Raw genomic sequence first — 18,440 nt, 5'->3', positions numbered from 1 at the left:
AAAAAGCCCCGCACGATTCAAACCGTGCGGGGCTTTTTTGCGCCAGCAGCAGCGCGTTTCGCTTACTTCACGCGCATGCCCGGCTTCGCGCCGCTATGCGGCTCGAGGATGTAGAGGCCCGGTTCCGCCTTCTCGTCGGTGGCCGACGCGGCGAGCACCATCCCTTCGGACAGGCCGAACTTCATCTTGCGCGGCGCGAGGTTCGCGACCATCACCGTCAGCTTGCCGACGAGCTGCTCGGGCTGGTACGCGGACTTGATGCCCGAGAACACGTTGCGGGTCTTTTCCTCGCCGACGTCGAGCGTGAGCTGCAGCAGCTTGTCCGAGCCCTCGACGGCCTGGCACGCGACGATCTTCGCGATGCGCAGGTCGATCTTCGCGAAATCGTCGATCGAGATCGGTGCATCGTCGGCGCCGTTCGCGGCGGCCGGCTTCGCGTTCGCCTTCGCGTTGTTTTTCGCATCCTTCGCGGCGTTCGCGCTCGCGGCGGCCGCACCCGTTGCCTCGGCCTGCAGCGAATCGCGGTTCGCGGCGAGCAGCGCTTCGAGCTGCTTCGCGTCGACACGCGTCATCAGGTGCTGGTACGCCTTGATCGGCTGCGCCGACGACAGCGGCTTTGCGGCATCGGCCCACGCGAGCGGCGCGATCCCGAAGAACGCCTCGACCGCTTCGGCGACGCGCGGCAGCACCGGCTTCAGCGCGAGCGACAGCAGGCGGAACGCCTCGAGGCTCACGCTGCAGGTTTCGTGCAGCGCGACCGCGTTGGCCGGATCCTTCGCGAGATCCCACGGTTTCGCGCCGTCGACGTACGCGTTCACTTCGTCAGCGAGCTCCATCGTGTGGCGCAGCGCGCGGCCGTATTCGCGTGCTTCGTAGCTCGCGGCGATTTGCGGAATCGCATCGCGCAGCTTCGCGACGAGCGGATGATTCATCGCGCTGTCCTGCACGCGGCCGTCGAAGCGCTTGATCAGGAAGCCGGCTGCGCGGCTCGCGATGTTCACGTACTTGCCGACGAGATCGCTGTTCACGCGCGCCTGGAAGTCGTCGAGGTTCAGGTCGATGTCTTCCATCGTCGCGTTCAGCTTCGCCGCGAAGTAGTAGCGCAGCCACTCGGGGTTCAGGCCCGTGTCGATGTAGCTCTGCGCGGTGATGAACGTACCGCGCGACTTCGACATCTTCGCGCCGTCGACGGTCAGGAAGCCGTGCGCGAACACGTTGGTCGGCGTGCGATGGCCCGAGAACTCGAGCATCGCGGGCCAGAACAGCGTGTGGAAGTACAGGATGTCCTTGCCGATGAAGTGATACTGCTCGGCCGTCGAGCCCGGGCGGATCCACGCGTCGAAATCGATGCCGTTACGGTCGCACAGGTTCTTGAAGCTCGCGTAGTAGCCGACCGGCGCGTCGAGCCACACGTAGAAATACTTGCCGGGCGCGCCCGGGATCTCGAAGCCGAAGTACGGCGCGTCGCGCGAGATGTCCCAGTCGGCGAGCTTGGCTTCGCCGGCGTCGCCGAGCCATTCGCGCATCTTGTTGGTCGCTTCGGGCTGCGCGAGGCCGCTCACCCATTCGCGCAGGAACGATTCGCAACGCGGGTCGGACAGGCGGAAGAAGTAGTGCTTCGAGGTCTTGCGCACCGGCGTCGCGCCCGACACGACCGAATACGGGTTCAGCAGTTCGGTCGGCAGGTACGTCGAGCCGCACACTTCGCAGCTGTCGCCGTACTGGTCCTTCGCGTGGCACTTCGGGCACTCGCCCTTGATGAAGCGGTCCGGCAGGAACATTTCCTTGACCGGATCGTAGGCCTGCTCGATTTCGCGTTCGGCGATCAGGCCGGCTTCCTGCAGCGCGAGATAGATCTTCTCGCTCAGCACGCGGTTCTCGTCCGAATCGGTCGAGTAGAAGTTGTCGAACGACACGCCGAAGCTGTCGAAGTCGCGCTTGTGCTCGGTCCACACGCGGTCGATCAGCTGCTTCGGCGTCACGCCTTCCTTCTCCGCGCGCAGCATGACCGGCGTGCCGTGCGTATCGTCGGCGCCGATGTAGTAGACCTCATGGCCATGCATTCGCAGCGTCCGCACCCAGATGTCGGTCTGGATGTACTCGACCAGGTGGCCGATGTGGATCTGCCCGTTGGCATAGGGCAGTGCGGACGTAACGAGGATCTGGCGGCTGCCTTGCGGCGCCGCAGCCTGCACGGAGGTGAGGTCGGATGCGGACATAGTGTCTGGAGAAGAACAGCGGGAAAAACGACGGGAAACCGCGATTCTAGCAGGGGCGCGGGCCAGCGCGGCGGGCGGGCGCCGCGGACCGGGCGCCGGAACGGGCAGGGGCGCCCGCGCGGCGTGCCGGGGGGGGTTGTGCTGCAGCGCAACACGAATTCTGCGGGCAAAAAAAACCGGGGCGGATACGGCCCCGGAGCAACAACGACAAGAGGAGAATGGTGACGCGCCGGCAACACCAGCCGCGTACCGTAAATACTGACCACGGCCTGCGACAGAAGTTCGAAAATTTTTTCGATTTGTTACCGGCCCCGCCCAACGCCTTGTCAGGCGGGGCAGTGCGGGCGCGGCGCCCGCACATTTCCTCTCGTGGTCGCGCTTATTGATGCTGTTGCGGCGCGCGCAGGTAGATCTCGACGCGGCGGTTCTGCGCGCGGCCGGCTTCGGTCGCGTTGTCCGCGATCGGGTTCGACGGGCCCATGCCTTGCGCGGACAGACGGCCGCCGTTCACGCCGCGCTGCACGAGCGCGTTCACGACGCTTTGCGCGCGATTCTGCGACAGCGTCTGGTTCAGCTGCGCCGAGCCCGTGCTGTCCGTGTAGCCGACGATCGACGCCGTCACTTGCGGGTTCTGGTTCAGCGTGGTCGCCAGGTCGTTCAGCAGCGGCGTGAACGCCGGCGTGATCGCGTACTGGTTCGTCGCGAACGTGACCGAGCTCGGCACGTTCAGCTTCAGCGAGCCGTCCGGCTGCTCGGTGACCTGCGTGCCTGTCTGCGCTGCCGAAGGCGCGAGCTTGTTCTTGATCGCTTGCCAGTTGTAACCCGTCACGCCGCCGACCAGTGCGCCGACGCCCGCGCCGATCGCCGCGCCCTTGCCGCCACCGGCCAGTGCACCGATGCCCGCGCCCAGCGCCGCACCCGTGCCGGTACCGACGGCCGTGTTGTTACCTTGCTGCGTGGCGCAGCCTGCCAGCAGCGCGCCGGCGAGTGCGAAGACGGACAGGCGAGTCGCGATTTTCATGTTCATCTTGGATTCCTCTCTTGGTTGAACGAGTCGACAACGACGACAAACAACAGTGATGGCTCCCTGCGCGGGCCGTCCGAAAAAGGAAGGCCGGCCGGCGCTCGCGGCAGCCGCCGAGGCGCTCGCATGCCCTGTCCGTCAGCGTGGCTGTTCGGGCAGTGCGACGCGTCAGCCTCTACAATATAGGCGGTGAGTGGCCGATTTGGCCCTATAGCATGCCGCACGCGAAGAGTGCGCCGGGTCGCGCGTTCGCGCAATGGCGTGCAACAGATTCTTTCACTTTTCCCGAATTTCGCCGCGGAATTTGATATTTTTTGACGTTTTGCGCGCGAGAAAAACGTTTTCACGGAGTTTCGATGAGCATTGACCGGGCCCAAGTCGACGCCGCGCTGGCGGCAGTCGTCGACCCCAATACCGGCCGCCCGTACGCGGCGAACAAGGGCGTGCGCAACGTCGCGATCGACGGCGATGTCGTGGCGCTCGACGTGGTGCTCGGTTATCCGGCGCGCAGCCAGCACGACGACGTGCGCGCGCGCGTCGCCGCAGCGCTCCAGGCCGTGCCGGGCGTGCGCGACGCGCGCGTCGCCGTGTCGCAGGAGATCGTCGCGCATACGGTACAGCGCGGCGTGAAGCTGTTGCCGAATGTGAAGAACATCGTCGCGGTCGCGTCGGGCAAGGGCGGGGTCGGGAAGAGCACGACGGCCGTCAATCTCGCGCTCGCGCTCGCCGCGGAAGGCGCGTCGGTCGGCATTCTCGACGCCGACATCTACGGCCCGTCGCTGCCGACGATGCTCGGCATCCACGGCCAGCGCCCCGAGTCGCCGGACAACCAGTCGATGAACCCGCTGGTCGGCCACGGGCTGCAGGCGAACTCGATCGGCTTCCTGATCGAGGAAGACAACCCGATGGTGTGGCGCGGCCCGATGGCCACGTCCGCGCTCGAGCAGCTGCTGCGCCAGACCAACTGGCGCGAGCTCGACTACCTGATCGTCGACATGCCGCCGGGCACGGGCGACATCCAGCTCACGCTCGCGCAGCGCGTGCCCGTCACCGGCGCGGTGATCGTCACGACGCCGCAGGACATCGCGCTGCTGGACGCGAAGAAGGGGCTGAAGATGTTCGAGAAGGTCGGGATCCCGATCCTCGGCATCGTCGAGAACATGAGCATCCACGTCTGCTCGAACTGCGGCCACGAGGAGCACATCTTCGGCGCCGGCGGGGCGGAGCGGATGGCGAAGGATTACGACGTGACCGTGCTCGGCAGCCTGCCGCTCGACATCGCGATCCGCGAGCGCGCCGACAGCGGCACGCCGACGGTCGCGGCCGATCCCGAAGGCGCGCTCGCGCGTCGTTACCGCGACATCGCGCGTGGGGTCGCGCTGGCGATTGCCGAGCGATCGCGCGACATGACGTCGAAGTTCCCGTCGATCGTTGTTCAAAATACGTAAAACCCTTGCGGGGCGGGGCCTCACGCTGTTTGCTGCGCCGCGAGGCGCGGTATCATGGCGACTTTTCCCGGGTCCCTTTACCCGCCCGGCGCGGCCGTCGTCTCGAACGGTCGCCAGCCGGCATGAGGATCGAATGAAACAACGACATCACGGCGTGCGCGCCGGCCGCGCGCGGCGCGCGCTGCTGGCCGCCGCCGCGCTGGGCCTGCTGGCCGGCTGTACCTCCTTTTCCTCGTCGCACGAAAAACGGGCCGACGCGCAACTGCAGCCGACGGTCGGCTCGCAGGCGCGTGGCGCGGTGACGTTCGTCGAGCGCCCGGACGGCGTGCAGGTCACCTACAACCTGGTCGGCCTGCCGCCGAACAGCGATCACGCGCTGCAGGTGCACGAACGCGGCGATTGCAACGCGGGCGACGGCTCGAGCGCCGGCCAGGTGTTCGCGCCGGCCGCCGACCGGTTGCGCGCGGGCGCGCGCGTCGCCGGCGATCTCGGCAACATCCACGCGGATGCGAACGGCGTCGCGGCCGGCTTCATCGTCGCGCCCGATCTGGCCCTCGATGGCGTGCGCTCGGCGATGAACCGCGCGGCGCTGGTGCACCGCGACGCGAGCGACCCCGCGTTTTCGCAGCATGGCGCGGGGCCTGCGCTGGCTTGCGGCGTGATCCGTTGACGGCCGCCGCGTGCGTGGGCCGATGATCGCGTAAAATGTCCGCCTTTCCCGGCCGCCGCCTCGCGCGAGCGGCCCTCCCTGATTGTCACGCAGCGTTTCCAGGCGCCCAGATATGAGCATCAAGTCCGACAAATGGATTCGGCGCATGGCCGAAGAGCACAAGATGATCGAGCCGTTCGTGCCCGATCAGGTCCGCGCGTCCGAGGACGGCCGCCGGATCGTCAGCTACGGCACGTCGAGCTACGGCTACGACATCCGCTGCGCGGACGAATTCAAGATCTTCACGAACATCAACTCGACGATCGTCGATCCGAAGAACTTCGACGAGGGTTCGTTTGTCGATTTCAAGGGCGATGTGTGCATCATCCCGCCGAATTCGTTCGCGCTGGCCCGCACCGTCGAATATTTCCGCATCCCGCGCACCGTGCTGACCGTCTGCCTCGGCAAGTCGACCTATGCGCGCTGCGGGATCATCGTCAACGTGACGCCGTTCGAACCCGAATGGGAAGGCTACGTCACGCTGGAATTCTCGAATACCACGCCGTTGCCCGCGAAGATCTACGCGAACGAAGGCGTCGCGCAGGTGCTCTTCTTCGAAAGCGACGAGGTGTGCGACGTGTCGTACGCCGATCGCGGCGGCAAGTATCAGGGGCAGCGCGGTGTCACGCTGCCGAAAACCTGATCTGGTTGCATAACGTCTCACCAGTTTCCGGGTGACCGCTGCGCGTGACGCGCCGCGGTCGTTCTTTTTGGAGAATCGCCCATGAAGTTTCGTTTCCCCGTCGTCATCATCGACGAAGATTTCCGCTCCGAGAACATCTCGGGCTCCGGCATCCGGGCGTTGGCCGAAGCGATCGAGAAGGAGGGCGTCGAAGTCCTCGGCCTCACGAGCTACGGCGATCTGACGTCGTTCGCGCAGCAATCGAGCCGCGCGTCGTGCTTCATCCTGTCGATCGACGACGACGAACTCATGCTCGGCGAAACCGGCCCGGACGGCGAGCTGCCGGAGCTCGCGACCGCGATCATCGAGCTGCGCGCGTTCGTCACCGAAGTGCGCCGCCGCAACGCGGACATCCCGATCTTCCTGTACGGCGAGACGCGCACGTCGCGCCATCTGCCGAACGACATCCTGCGCGAACTGCACGGCTTCATCCACATGTTCGAGGACACGCCGGAGTTCGTCGCGCGCCACATCATCCGCGAGGCGAAGGTCTATCTCGATTCGCTCGCGCCGCCGTTCTTCAAGGAACTGGTGAAGTACGCGGACGAAGGCTCGTACTCGTGGCACTGCCCCGGGCACTCGGGCGGCGTCGCGTTCCTGAAGAACCCGCTCGGCCAGATGTTCCACCAGTTCTTCGGCGAGAACATGCTGCGCGCGGACGTCTGCAACGCGGTGGACGAACTCGGTCAGCTGCTCGACCACACCGGCCCGGTCGCGGCGTCCGAGCGCAACGCGGCGCGCATCTTCAGCGCCGATCACCTGTTCTTCGTGACCAACGGCACGTCGACGTCGAACAAGATCGTCTGGCACGCGACGGTCGCACCGGGCGACATCGTGCTGGTCGACCGCAACTGCCACAAGTCGATCCTGCACGCGATCACGATGACGGGCGCGATCCCCGTGTTCCTCACGCCGACGCGCAACCATTTCGGCATCATCGGGCCGATCCCGCGCGACGAATTCAAGCCGGAGAACATCCGCCGGAAGATCGAGGCGAACCCGTTCGCGCGCGAGGCGCTGCGCCAGAACCCGGACATGAAGCCGCGGATCCTGACGATCACGCAGAGCACGTACGACGGCGTCGTCTACAACGTCGAGATGATCAAGGACCTGCTCGGCGACCTGCTCGACACGCTGCACTTCGACGAAGCGTGGCTGCCGCACGCGACGTTCCACGATTTCTACCGCGACATGCACGCGATCGGCGACGGCCGTCCGCGCACCGGCGCGCTCGTGTTCGCGACGCACTCGACGCACAAGCTGCTCGCGGGCATTTCGCAGGCGTCGCAGATCGTCGTGCAGGATTCGGAGAACCGCACCTTCGACAAGCACCGCTTCAACGAGGCGTACCTGATGCACACGTCGACGAGCCCGCAGTACGCGATCATCGCGTCGTGCGACGTCGCGGCCGCGATGATGGAGCCGCCGGGCGGCACCGCGCTCGTCGAGGAATCGATCGCCGAGGCGATCGACTTCCGCCGCGCGATGCGCAAGGTCGACGCCGAATACGGCGACGACTGGTTCTTCAGCGTGTGGGGGCCGGACAACCTGTCCGAGGAAGGTATCGGGTCGCGCGAAGACTGGATGCTGAAGCCGAACGACCACTGGCACGGCTTCGGCCCGCTCGCGGAAGGCTTCAACATGCTCGACCCGATCAAGGCGACGATCATCACGCCGGGGCTCGACGTCGACGGCGAGTTCGGCGAGACCGGCATTCCGGCCGCGATCGTCACGAAGTACCTGGCCGAGCACGGGATCATCGTCGAGAAGACCGGCCTGTACTCGTTCTTCATCATGTTCACGATCGGCATCACGAAGGGTCGCTGGAACTCGATGGTGACCGAGCTGCAGCAGTTCAAGGACGACTACGACAACAACCAGCCGCTGTGGCGCGTGCTGCCGGAATTCGTCGCGCAGCATCCGCGCTACGAGCGCGTCGGCCTGCGCGACCTGTGCACGCAAATCCACGACGTGTACCGCGCGAACGACATCGCCCGCCTGACGACGGAGATGTACCTGTCGGACATGGAACCGGCGATGAAGCCGTCGGACGCGTTCGCGAAGCTCGCGCACCGCAAGATCGACCGCGTGCCGCTCGACGAGCTCGAAGGCCGCGTGACGAGCATCCTGCTCACGCCGTACCCGCCGGGCATTCCGCTGCTGATCCCGGGCGAGCGCTTCAACAAGACGATCGTGAACTACCTGCGGTTCGCGCGCGACTTCAACGAACGCTTCCCGGGCTTCCACACCGACATCCACGGCCTCGTCGCGGAAGAGGTGAACGGCCGCGTCGAGTACTTCGTCGACTGCGTGCGCGACTGATGGCGGCGCACGGACGAATCCGGACGATGCGCGCGGCGCTGGCCGCGCTCGTCGTCTGGGCGGCAGGATTGGCGGCGCTCGCGGGCGCGAGTGTCGCCCATGCGGAAGTCGCGGCGGCCGACCCGATCGACGTCGCGATGCGGCAATGCCTCGCGCGGCGCGATCGGTCGTCGCCGGCCGGGCAGATCCAGTGCATGGGCGAAGCGCAGCAGCAGTGGCAGGCCGTGATGGACGGCGCGTACCAGCGCCTGTTGAAGGATGCGCCGGCCGACGCGAAGCGCGGCTGGCAGGACAGCCAGCGCCGCTGGCTCACGTGGCGCAAGGACGAAGTGCTGCTGCTGAAGGCCGTGTACGACACGACGCGCGGCACCGCGTATGCGATGTCGAGCGCCGACCTGCAGTTGCAGCCGGTGCGCGATCGCGCGCTGGCGCTGCGCGGCGCGGCCGATCGCTATGCGCCGCCGCCCGCCGCCGTGCCGGTCGCGGCGACGAGCGGTGCGCAGGGCGGTGCCGGTGGGGTCGCGCCGGCCGGCGCCAAGCCGGCGAATGCGCCGCGCGATCCGGCGATCCGCCGCGTGCGGCCGTGCGCGCAGGACGCCGCATGCGAACACGCGTTATTCGACTTGAACCGCTATTACCAGAAGCTGCACCGCAAGATGCCCGCGCATTCGGCCGCGACGCTCGTGCGCGCGCAGCGCGCGTGGGTGGCGTTCCGCGATGCGACGGCGCCGCTCGTCGGCGAGGACGGACGCGTCGACCTGATCGGCGCGCGCATCGCGACGATGAAGCGGCTGTCGGAGACGGCCGGCAATCGGTAAAGGCGCGCCGCTTTTGACTGCGGCGACATGATGAAACGGGCACCCTCGGGTGCCCGTTTTGCGTTGGAGCGGTGTATCGCCTACGCGGGCTGCGACATGCCCTGCAGCCCGAACCACGACGGCACGAGCGCGACCGCGTCGTCGAGCGACGCGAGCACGTGCAGGCTCAGCGCGACGATGTCGGGCGTCGGCGCTTTCAGGTCGGGCACGGTGACGACCGCGGCGCCGGCGCCGGCGGCCGACTGCGCGCCGAAGTCGCTGTCCTCGAACGCGACGCACGCGTGCGCCGGCACGCCGAGACGCTCGGCCGCGAGCCGGTAGACGGCCGGGTCGGGCTTGCCGCGCGCGACTTCGTCACCGCCCGCGATCGCGCGGAAGAACGGCAGCACGCCGACCGCGTCGAGCCGCGCACGGATCACGTCGCGCGCGGACGACGACGCGACCGCGCACGGAATGCCGGCCTGCGCGAGCGTTTCGAGCAGCGCGAGCGCGCCCGACTTCAGCGGAAACTTCGGATGGGGTTCGGGGGCGGCGAGTTGCTCGCGCACGCGGATGCGCACCGCGTCGAACGTGTCGGCGTCGCCGATCAGCCGCGCGAGGATCACCTGGCCTTCGGCGAACGAGCGGCCGACGATCTGCAGGTAATCGATCTCGGTCAGCACGACGCCGTGCGCGTTCGACACGTCGATCCACGTGTTCATGATGGTCCGCTCGGAATCGACGAGCAGGCCGTCCATGTCGAAGAGCGCGGCGGAGAAGGTCATCGTGGGCGTCCGTGAAGCGGTGAAGCGGGGAAGCGACGGGCGGCGCGACGGCCGCCCGAATGAAAAACGGACGCCGAAGGCGTCCGTCCGGGACGGCGGGCCGTTACTTGCCGATCGCGGCGCGGGCAGCCTTGACGGCCGCGCGCACCTGGTCGGGCGCGGTACCGCCCGGATGGTTGCGGCTCGCGACCGACCCTTCGAGCGTCAGGTAGCCGAACACGTCGTCGCCGATCAGGTGCGCGACGTTCGGCAGCTCCTGCTTCATTTCGTCGAGCGTCAGGTCGGCGAGGTCGATCCCGCGGTCGTCGCAGATCTTCACCGCGTGCGCGACGGCTTCGTGCGCGTCGCGGAACGGCAGGCCGCGCTTGACCAGGTAGTCGGCGAGGTCGGTGGCGGTCGAGAAGCCCTGCAGCGCGGCCGCGCGCATCGCATCCGGCTTCACGGTGATGCCGGCGACCATTTCCGCGAAGATCCGCAGCGTGTCGGCGACGGTGTCGACCGTGTCGAACAGCGGTTCCTTGTCTTCCTGGTTGTCCTTGTTGTACGCGAGCGGCTGGCCCTTCATCAGCGTGAGCAGCGCCATCAGGTGGCCGTTCACGCGGCCGGTCTTGCCGCGCGCGAGTTCGGGCACGTCCGGGTTCTTCTTCTGCGGCATGATCGAGCTGCCGGTGCAGAAGCGGTCGGCGATGTCGATGAAGCCGACGCGCGGGCTCATCCACAGCACGAGTTCTTCGGAGAAGCGCGACACGTGCGTCATCACGAGCGCGGACGCCGCCGTGAATTCGATCGCGAAGTCGCGATCGGACACCGCGTCGAGCGAGTTCGCGCAGATGCCGTCGAAGCCGAGCGTTTTCGCCACTGCATGACGGTCGATCGGGTAGCTGGTGCCCGCGAGCGCGGCCGCGCCGAGCGGCAGGCGGTTCACGCGGGTGCGGCAGTCGCGCATGCGTTCCGCGTCGCGCGAGAACATCTCGACGTACGCGAGCAGGTGGTGGCCGAACGTGACCGGCTGCGCGACCTGCAGGTGCGTGAAGCCCGGCATGATCGTGTCGGCGTTCTGTTCCGCGAGGTCGATCAGCGCGCCGCGCAGGTCGTTCAGCAGGCCGCCGATGCGGTCGATCTCGCCGCGCAGCCACAGGCGGATGTCGGTCGCGACCTGGTCGTTGCGCGAGCGGCCCGTGTGCAGGCGCTTGCCGGCATCGCTGATCAGCGCGGTCAGGCGCGCCTCGATGTTCAGGTGGACGTCTTCCAGGTCGAGCTGCCATTCGAATTCGCCACGCTCGATCTCGCCTTTGATCTGCGCCATCCCGCGTTCGATCGCGGCCAGGTCGTCGGCGCTGATGATCTTCTGCGCGGCGAGCATGTTCGCGTGCGCGAGCGAGCCGGCGATGTCGACGAGCGCGAGGCGCTTGTCGAAAAACACCGACGACGTGTAGCGCTTGACCAGCTCCGACATCGGTTCCGAGAAGCGGGCCGACCAGGCCTCGCCCTTTTTGTGCAGTTGGGACGTCATGGCGATTCTTCGAAGGGGAGTTGGGCGGCCGTGGGCCGCCGAGGGAATCCCGCGATTCTAACATTCGCGAAGCGGGCGGCCGGCGCGCGCTACCGCGGGCCGCAGGTCAGCGGGCCGATGCGCGGCAGCGTGCCGTCGTCCGGCCGCCGGTACGCGAATTCGACGGTGCAGTCGCGGCCGCTGCCGGAGATCTCCAGGTGGTTGGTCTCGACGAGGCCGTCGACGAAGGTCAGGCCGTCGTAGCCGACGATCGTGCGCTGGCCGCTTTCGACGTGGCGGACCGCGAGTCCCGGCGGAAGCGGCGTGCCGTCCGGCGCGTGCAGCGCGATCGACGCGGCGCTGTAGCGCGTGATGGCGAAGTGCGCGAGCACGCCGGAGCGGGCCTGCGGCACGACGTCGAGCGTCGTGTCGGCGATCCGCGCGTCGGCCGGCAGCGCGCTGCCGTCGATCGCGACGCGATTGTTCTGGTACGCATTCAGGTCGGGCACCAGCAGGTAGCCGGCCCGGTCCGTCGCGCCGATCGGCCGGTTCTGGTGCAGCACGGGCACGCGCCCCGTGTCGGTCGAGACGAGCGCGAAGCCGTCGTCGACGCGGCGCGCCGTCATCACCCGGCCGTCCATCAGCACGAACGCGCCCGTGATGTCGGCCGCCGCGTTGCCGCGCCCGTCGAACGATTGCGCGAGCAGCGTGAGCTGGCCGGCGCGGCCGAGATACTGCAGCTGGCCCTGCCCGTAGCGCGTGCCCGCGTTGGCGCCGGCCTGCACGTTCCAGCCGAAGCCGCCGCCGTAGTCGGGCGGCCGCGATGCGTTGAGCGTGTAGGTCGATTCGCCGTTCTGCCGCCCGGCGTTCGCGGAGACGGACGCGTTGCCGCCGAGCCCGATGCTCAGGCTCACGAAGAAGCCGCGCGCGTCGCGTTGCCGGAAGTCCTGGAAGCCGCTGAACGTGATCGAGGTCAGGCCGCCGAGGTTGACGAGGTAAGCGAGCGAGCCGATCCGCGACGCGGCGACGCCCGGATACTTGAGGGCCAGATAGCTGAACGACAGCGTTTGCGCGCGCAGGAACGGGAACGACACCGTCACGCGATCGGTGGCGCGCGAGACCGGCACGCCTTCGCGGCTGCCCAGGTCGACGTAGTCGCCGAATGCGCGCAGCGTCTGTGCGTCGATCGAGAAGCGCGACGTCACGTACTGGTAGCCGATGCCGGCCTGCACGCCGGTCCTGCCCGGCGCGCTGAGCGCCAGGGACGCGTTCGCCACGCCCCGCTCGCCGAGGCGCGCGAGCACGCCGGCGCCGGCGTTGTAGACGCCGGCCGTCGCTTCCCCGTGCGCTTCGACGGTCAGCCGCTCGCTGATCCCGTAGCGCAGCGAGGCGCTCGCCGCCGGCGTGCGCGCGTAGTCGAACGAATCGGTGCCGTACGCGCGGCGCAGGAAACCGGCTTCGACCGAATAGCTGGCGAGGCCGGGCGCGAGCAGGCGCGTATCGACGTACAGCGGAATCGACGTCGCGATCGCGCGGCCGAGCGCGTCGCGCGTGACGACCGTCGCGTTGCCCGCGCCGGTGATGCCCGGCACGCTGTTGATCACGAACGGCCCGCTCGGCACGTTGCCGCTGAACTGGCGCACGTTGTTCACGTACAGGTCGACCGACGTCGGCACGACCGCGCTGCCGGACAGTGCAGGCACCGGAAACGTGACGAGGTCGGGGCGCAGGCCGAAATTGCTGCGCCACTGCACGCCGCCCAGGCGCAGCGAGCGCGTCCAGGACAGCGACGACGAAATCGTGTCGCCGACCTGGGTCGTCGTGAGCGTGCCGGGATTCGAGCGGGTCCAGGACGTGTCGTAGCGCACGTAGCGCCGGCGATCGTCGTACAGGTACGCGATGCCGGTGCTGCTGAGTACGCCGGCCGGATCGAAATAGCGCGCCTCGCTCCAGACCGCGAGCGGTGCGCGCGCGACGGTTTGCGCGTACGCATCGTAGTTCAGCACGAAGCCGCGGCCGGACGTGGCCGGCGGCGCGGCGGCGAGCGCGCGCGTATCGAACGTGTGCGGAATCCGCAGTGCATCGGGCACGCGCAGGTCGAGCGTCTGCCGGCCGGCGTCGTAGTCGTAGTGCAGCCCCGCGAGCGTATCGAGCGCGACGAGCGTGTTCGACGGCGCGTTCGCGGGGCCGCCGGTCGCGATGCCCAGGTCGTTCAGGTCGGTGGACGCCGCATACAGCCGCCCGTCGATCTGCCGGAACCGGGCAATCCGGTGCGTCGGTTCGCCATTGAGCGACACGTCGAGATACAGCCCGTCGGCTTGCGCCGCGGCTTCGGACGCGGCGGCGGGCGGCACCGGCGCCGGCTGCGCGCATACGGCGAGCGCGCGCAGCGCCAGTATCAGCGCCAGCGCGAGCGGCGCGGCGGTGGGCCGGCCGGGCCCGGCGTGTCGTACGGGGCAGTCGGGCCGGAGGGTCTTGCTCGGCGTCGGCACGGGCACCGTCGTGCGATCCTGCTCGGGTGGCTCAGGGCGCCGTCAGCCGGGCTTCGACCGGCTGCGCGTTGACGGTCGCCTGGATCTTGACGAACGGCGTGCCGGCGTCGAGCTTGAGCGGCCAGCGTCGCGTACTGCCCACGAGCGCATAACCGAGCAGCCCGCGCGTGACCTCGTGGACACCGCCTCGCGCATCGACCAGCCGGACCGCGGAAATCTGCGCCCGCCGTCCGCCGCGATTGTCGACCGTGAGCCGCATGCCGGTCCCGTCGGGTTCGACGCGCCAGTCGAGGCGCGGGGACGCTGGCGCGGCATCGGGCTCGACGAATACGGGCACGGAATAGCGCAGCCGGATCGTCACGCCGTTGTCGACCGGCGTGCCCGGTGCGGGCAGTTCGTCGATCAGCACGCGATAGCTCTCCTCGGCGGCCGGCGTGCCGCGGCTCGTGCGTACGAGCCGGATCAACTGCTCGGCGTTCGCGTCGATCTGCAGTAGCGGCGGCGACGCGGCGAGCGCGTCGGTCGGCGTCATCACGTCGGTGCCGTTTTCCTGCGTCCAGCGATAGGTGCGGACCTGGCCGTAGATCGGCCGTCCGCCCGGGTTGCTGAGCGTCATGCTCGCGGCGGCCGCCGATGGCGGCAGCTCGATCGTCACGGGCGTGATCTGCAGCGTGGCGGCATGCGAGACCGCCGCCGCCCATCCGACGTACAGCGCGGCCAACGCGCGCGGGAACAATCGCACGGCCCGTTAGAAATAGACGGTGGCGGTGACCGAGGCCTGGTAGGTGTCGGGCTTCGGCGTCGCCTGCGCGGGCACCTGGCCGTACACGTTCAGCACCTGCGCGGAACCGGTGCCGGTGCCGCCCACCGTGTCGGTGCCTTGCGTATTGCCCCAGATCGTCGAGTGGCCCGAGTCCTGATAGAGCTGGTAGCCGACCGTCGTGCCGGTATTGCCGGTCGTGGTGCCGCCCATCAGCCGGCTGGCGACGGTCGAGCCGCTCACCGTGCCGGCGTCGAGCCCGACGTTGTAGGGCGTCGAGTTCGTGCAGGTGACGGAGACCGTCGTCTGCTGGTTGAGCGTCGACGCGAGCACGCCGGTCGTGCCGAATGCAAGCGGGTTCGCGGCGATCGTGCAGTTCGCCTGAATCGTGAGCGTGACGTTGAATTGTGCGGTGGCCGTGCCGTTCGAATAGACTGCGGCAACGGTGACGGGCTGCAGCACCGGCGCGAACGCGAACGTGGCTGCGAGCATGACTGAAAAAACACGACGTCGGGAATCTATCATTATGATTGTCTCCTGCCGTTCAAGGGGTCGCCCGGCCGCGGAGTGCCTGCCGCGTGGTCTGTTGCCGGTCGCCGTTACCGCTCTGTCGTTGGAGGAAGACTACTCCACCGCTTCGGTCGCGCGCAATGGAGAAAACGCCGACCTGGCGGGCATTGTCCGGGGGGGGCGGACGGATTCCATCGGCCTATTGATATGGATCAAGTAACAGTGCGAACGATCGATGCGCGGACCGATACGGATGACGGCGCGACCCGGTCCGCGAACCCGATCGGGCGGACGGTTTTTTTCGGGGAGATGCATGGCGGATGACGGCTTCGACGTGGCGCGCCGCTGGATGCGCGCGCTCGCGTACCTGCTGCTGGCCGCGCTGCTCGGCATGCCGTGGATGCCCGCGCGTGCGGATACGTGCACGGTGACGCCGCCGGCGCCGAGCTTCGGCTCGGTCAGCCCGATCACGCAACAGGCGTACACGACGACGGCCACGATGACCGTGAACTGCACGTGGGACGTGCTGAGCCTGAACACCGGCGTGCTGGTGTGCGTGAACCTCGGCGGCACGAGTCCGCGCTACCTGAGCAACGGGACGAACCAGATGCAGTACGACCTGTATCAGGATGCGGGCTATTCGCAGCCCTGGGGCGCCGTGAGCAGCGGCACGACGCCGATCTCGCTGACGTTGACGAAACCGGCGCTCGGCACGTCCGCGAGTGCGAACGTGACCATCTACGGCCGCATCGCGCCGAACCAGCCGACCGTGCCGACCGTGAACAACGACAGCACCGTCTATACGCAGAGTTTCAGCGGCAACCAGGCCGCATACAGCTACAGTTTTTCGTTGCTCGGCGTGCTGCCGACACCGTGCGTGTCGCAGTCGACGGCCGGCACGATGACGGTTACGACGACCGCCACCGTCGTCAACAACTGCATCATCAGCGCGACCGGCGTCGCGTTTCCGCCGGCAGGCGTGCTGGCGTCGGCGCTGACCGCGAGCGGCTCGATCAGCGCGCGCTGCACGAACGGCGACGCATTCCGGATCGCGTTGAACGGCGGCGGCAGCGGCAACGTCGCCGCACGCACGATGCAGCGCGCGGGCGGCGGGTCGGTCAGCTACCAGCTCTATCAGGACAGCGGCTTCACGCAGCCATGGGGCGACGGCACCGCCGGCACGTCGATGGCGACCGGCACCGGCAGCGGGTTCGCGCAGGCGATCACCGTGTACGGCCGCGTGCCCGCGCAAGCGACGCCGGCGCCCGGCAACTACAGCGACACGATTACCGCGACGATCAGCTTCTGAGCCGCGCTCAGTCGCGCACCAGCACGACGAGCTTCAGGTCCTCGCGGTGCGCGGGCTTCAGCGTGATCTGCTGATACACGACGCGGCCGTCGGCCGAATGGTCGAATTCGCGCAGCCCGCCTTCGCGCTCGAACACGTCCTGCGACGCCCAGTACTGCGCGAACGCGTCGCTGCCGGCCGTCAGCGCGTCGATCAGCGCGCGCGTCGGCGCATCGGTCAGGTGGCGGATCGCATCGGCGCGGAATTCGGCGGCGAGCCGCCGGGCGCGGGTTTCCCAGTCGACGATCAGCGTGCGGGCGGCCGGCGACATGAACGTGAAACGCAGCAGGTTGCGGTCGTGTTCGCCGTCGAGCCAGCCGGAAAAGAGCGCGGCAGCCGGCGCATTCCACGCGAGCGCGTTCCATTGTCGGTCGAGCACGTAGGCGGGCGTCGCGATCGCCGCGACGGTCGCGGCGAGCGTCGGCGGCAGGTCGCCGCCCGCGACGTCGGGCTCGGCCGGGTCGCGCTGCGCGGCGAGCTCGAACAGATACGCGCGCTCGGCCTTCGACAGCTGCAACGCGACCGCGATCCGGGCCAGCGCGTCGGCCGAGGCCGACACGGGCCGACCCTGTTCGATCCACGTGTACCAGGTCGGGCTGACGCCGCACAGTTGCGCGACTTCCTCGCGCCGCAGCCCCGGCGTGCGTCGGCGCGGGCCGGGCGGCAGGCCGACGGCCTGCGGCGACAGCCGCTCGCGGTGGGCGCGGATGAATTCGCCGAGCGCGCGGGCAGGCGTGGCGTCGAGCGGCGGGACGGGGGCGGAGGAGAGTTGGCTCATGCGGAAACGGCAAAGTGGAAGCGAAAACGCGGCAACGATCGAACGATCAGACAGGTGGATCGAATACCAGAATAACTGCTTAACTTGTACTGGTACACACGCCGGCCTATTGTAGCGGCTCGCGCGCTGGCAGGGCAGCGGGCGTCCCCCACAATACGTTGCACGGGGCCGGATCGCGCGCCGAAGCGTCGGTCGGCCGACTGCATCCAGGACAGGAGCGAACGATGAAACACCACGACCAGGTCGCCGACGCATTCGGCACGACGGCCGCCGCCTATCTGACCAGCACGGTTCATGCGACGGGCGCCGACCTGCAGACGCTCGCCGACGCGGTGCGTGCGACGCCCGATGCGGCGGTGCTCGACCTCGGTTGCGGCGCCGGCCACGCGAGCTTCGCGGTCGCGCCGCACGTGCGCGACGTGGTCGCGTACGACCTCGCCGCGCCGATGCTCGCGACCGTCGACGCGGCCGCGCGCGAGCGCGGGCTCGCGAACATCCGCACGCAGCAGGGGCCGGCCGAGCGGCTGCCGTTCGACACCGCGACGTTCGACTGGGTCGTGAGCCGGATGAGCGCGCATCACTGGCACGACGTTCGCGCGGCGCTCGCCGAGGTGCGCCGCGTGCTGAAGCCGGGCGGCCGCGTGCTGATGATCGACATCGCGGGCAACGACCATCCGTTGCTCGATACGTACCTGCAGGCCGCGGAAGTGCTGCGTGACGCGTCGCACGTGCGCGACTACCGTGCGGACGAATGGCTCGCGATGTTCCGCACCGCCGGTTTCGACGCGCAGGTGCACAGCCGCTGGCGGCTGCCGATCGATTTCGACACGTGGGTCGCGCGCATCCGCACGCCGGCCGACAGCGTCGCAGGCATTCGCGCGCTGTGGGCGCGTGCGCCGGACGAGGTGCGCGGCTATTACGCGGTGCGGCCCGACGGTTCGTTCGAGCACGATGCGTTGCTGATCGACGCGCACTGAGCGTGCGGCGCGCGCTGCGCCGTTGCGCCATTTCGTCGCCGCATGAAAAAAGCCGCGATACGCATCGACGCGTATCGCGGCTTTCGTTATCCCGGCC

General features: G+C 68.4%; 15 protein-coding genes. 7 read left to right on the top strand and 8 right to left on the bottom strand.

Annotation, left to right across the window (positions count from 1 at the left end; genetic code table 11):
• Positions 1–62: 62 nt before the first annotated feature.
• Together metG and JYG37_RS14600 are read right to left on the bottom strand one after the other, a co-directional pair.
• Positions 63–2,219 carry a methionine--tRNA ligase gene (gene metG, locus JYG37_RS14605; protein ID WP_050012049.1) on the bottom strand — a complete coding sequence of 719 codons (2,157 nt, stop codon included), beginning with the start codon at positions 2,217–2,219 and terminating at the stop codon, positions 63–65.
• Positions 2,220–2,598: 379 nt separating this feature from the next.
• Entirely contained in the window at positions 2,599–3,246 is a 648-nt protein-coding gene (locus tag JYG37_RS14600; protein ID WP_050012048.1) for a YiaD family glycine zipper/OmpA-like lipoprotein, read from the bottom strand.
• A gap of 353 nt (positions 3,247–3,599) precedes the next feature.
• Between JYG37_RS14600 and apbC the strand changes: the two genes are divergently transcribed.
• From apbC to JYG37_RS14575, 5 genes are all read left to right on the top strand, one after another.
• Positions 3,600–4,691: an iron-sulfur cluster carrier protein ApbC gene (gene apbC / locus JYG37_RS14595; protein WP_050012047.1), complete on the top strand. Its 1,092-nt coding sequence runs from the start codon at positions 3,600–3,602 to the stop codon at positions 4,689–4,691.
• 133 nt (positions 4,692–4,824) lie between these two features.
• Positions 4,825–5,361 carry a superoxide dismutase [Cu-Zn] gene (gene sodC / locus JYG37_RS14590; protein WP_050012046.1) on the top strand — a complete coding sequence of 179 codons (537 nt, stop codon included), beginning with the start codon at positions 4,825–4,827 and terminating at the stop codon, positions 5,359–5,361.
• 112 nt (positions 5,362–5,473) lie between these two features.
• Positions 5,474–6,043 (top strand): dCTP deaminase, encoded by a 570-nt coding sequence (gene dcd / locus JYG37_RS14585; RefSeq protein WP_006398615.1) that lies wholly within the window; start codon positions 5,474–5,476, stop codon positions 6,041–6,043.
• Between the two features lie 81 nt (positions 6,044–6,124).
• Positions 6,125–8,404, top strand: coding sequence for an arginine/lysine/ornithine decarboxylase (locus tag JYG37_RS14580; RefSeq protein ID WP_089488731.1), 2,280 nt, complete (start codon positions 6,125–6,127; stop codon positions 8,402–8,404).
• Entirely contained in the window at positions 8,404–9,222 is an 819-nt protein-coding gene (locus JYG37_RS14575) for a lysozyme inhibitor LprI family protein (protein WP_050012044.1), read from the top strand. The genes JYG37_RS14580 and JYG37_RS14575 overlap by 1 nt, the downstream gene beginning before the upstream one ends.
• Positions 9,223–9,302: 80 nt before the next feature.
• Here the strand turns inward: JYG37_RS14575 and JYG37_RS14570 are convergent, their stop codons facing one another.
• From JYG37_RS14570 to JYG37_RS14550, 5 genes are all read right to left on the bottom strand, one after another.
• Complete coding sequence (locus JYG37_RS14570) at positions 9,303–9,986, bottom strand: HAD family hydrolase (RefSeq protein WP_050012043.1); 684 nt, start codon at positions 9,984–9,986, stop codon at positions 9,303–9,305.
• A gap of 103 nt (positions 9,987–10,089) precedes the next feature.
• Positions 10,090–11,499 carry an argininosuccinate lyase gene (gene argH / locus JYG37_RS14565; RefSeq protein WP_213345536.1) on the bottom strand — a complete coding sequence of 470 codons (1,410 nt, stop codon included), beginning with the start codon at positions 11,497–11,499 and terminating at the stop codon, positions 10,090–10,092.
• 89 nt (positions 11,500–11,588) lie between these two features.
• On the bottom strand, positions 11,589–13,976 hold the full coding sequence (locus JYG37_RS14560; protein WP_213345534.1) for a fimbria/pilus outer membrane usher protein: 2,388 nt from the start codon (positions 13,974–13,976) through the stop codon (positions 11,589–11,591).
• Positions 13,977–14,001: 25 nt separating this feature from the next.
• Complete coding sequence (locus JYG37_RS14555; protein ID WP_213345532.1) at positions 14,002–14,712, bottom strand: fimbrial biogenesis chaperone; 711 nt, start codon at positions 14,710–14,712, stop codon at positions 14,002–14,004.
• A gap of 6 nt (positions 14,713–14,718) precedes the next feature.
• A complete protein-coding gene (locus JYG37_RS14550) occupies positions 14,719–15,255 on the bottom strand; it encodes a Csu type fimbrial protein (protein ID WP_050012039.1) in 537 nt (178 codons plus the stop codon).
• Between the two features lie 298 nt (positions 15,256–15,553).
• Between JYG37_RS14550 and JYG37_RS14545 the strand changes: the two genes are divergently transcribed.
• Complete coding sequence (locus JYG37_RS14545; RefSeq protein ID WP_050012037.1) at positions 15,554–16,549, top strand: Csu type fimbrial protein; 996 nt, start codon at positions 15,554–15,556, stop codon at positions 16,547–16,549.
• 7 nt (positions 16,550–16,556) lie between these two features.
• Here JYG37_RS14545 and JYG37_RS14540 read toward each other — a convergent pair whose 3' ends face one another.
• A complete protein-coding gene (locus tag JYG37_RS14540) occupies positions 16,557–17,366 on the bottom strand; it encodes a helix-turn-helix transcriptional regulator (protein WP_124554781.1) in 810 nt (269 codons plus the stop codon).
• A gap of 224 nt (positions 17,367–17,590) precedes the next feature.
• Here JYG37_RS14540 and JYG37_RS14535 point away from each other — a divergent pair, with 224 nt between their 5' ends.
• Positions 17,591–18,343, top strand: a complete 753-nt coding sequence (locus JYG37_RS14535) for a class I SAM-dependent methyltransferase (RefSeq protein WP_213345530.1) — start codon at positions 17,591–17,593, stop codon at positions 18,341–18,343.
• Positions 18,344–18,440 lie beyond the last annotated feature (97 nt).

This window comes from Burkholderia sp. LAS2, assembly GCF_018417615.1.
Classification (GTDB): Bacteria; Pseudomonadota; Gammaproteobacteria; order Burkholderiales; family Burkholderiaceae; genus Burkholderia; species Burkholderia sola.
This window is presented reverse-complemented; position numbering and strand designations above follow the sequence as displayed.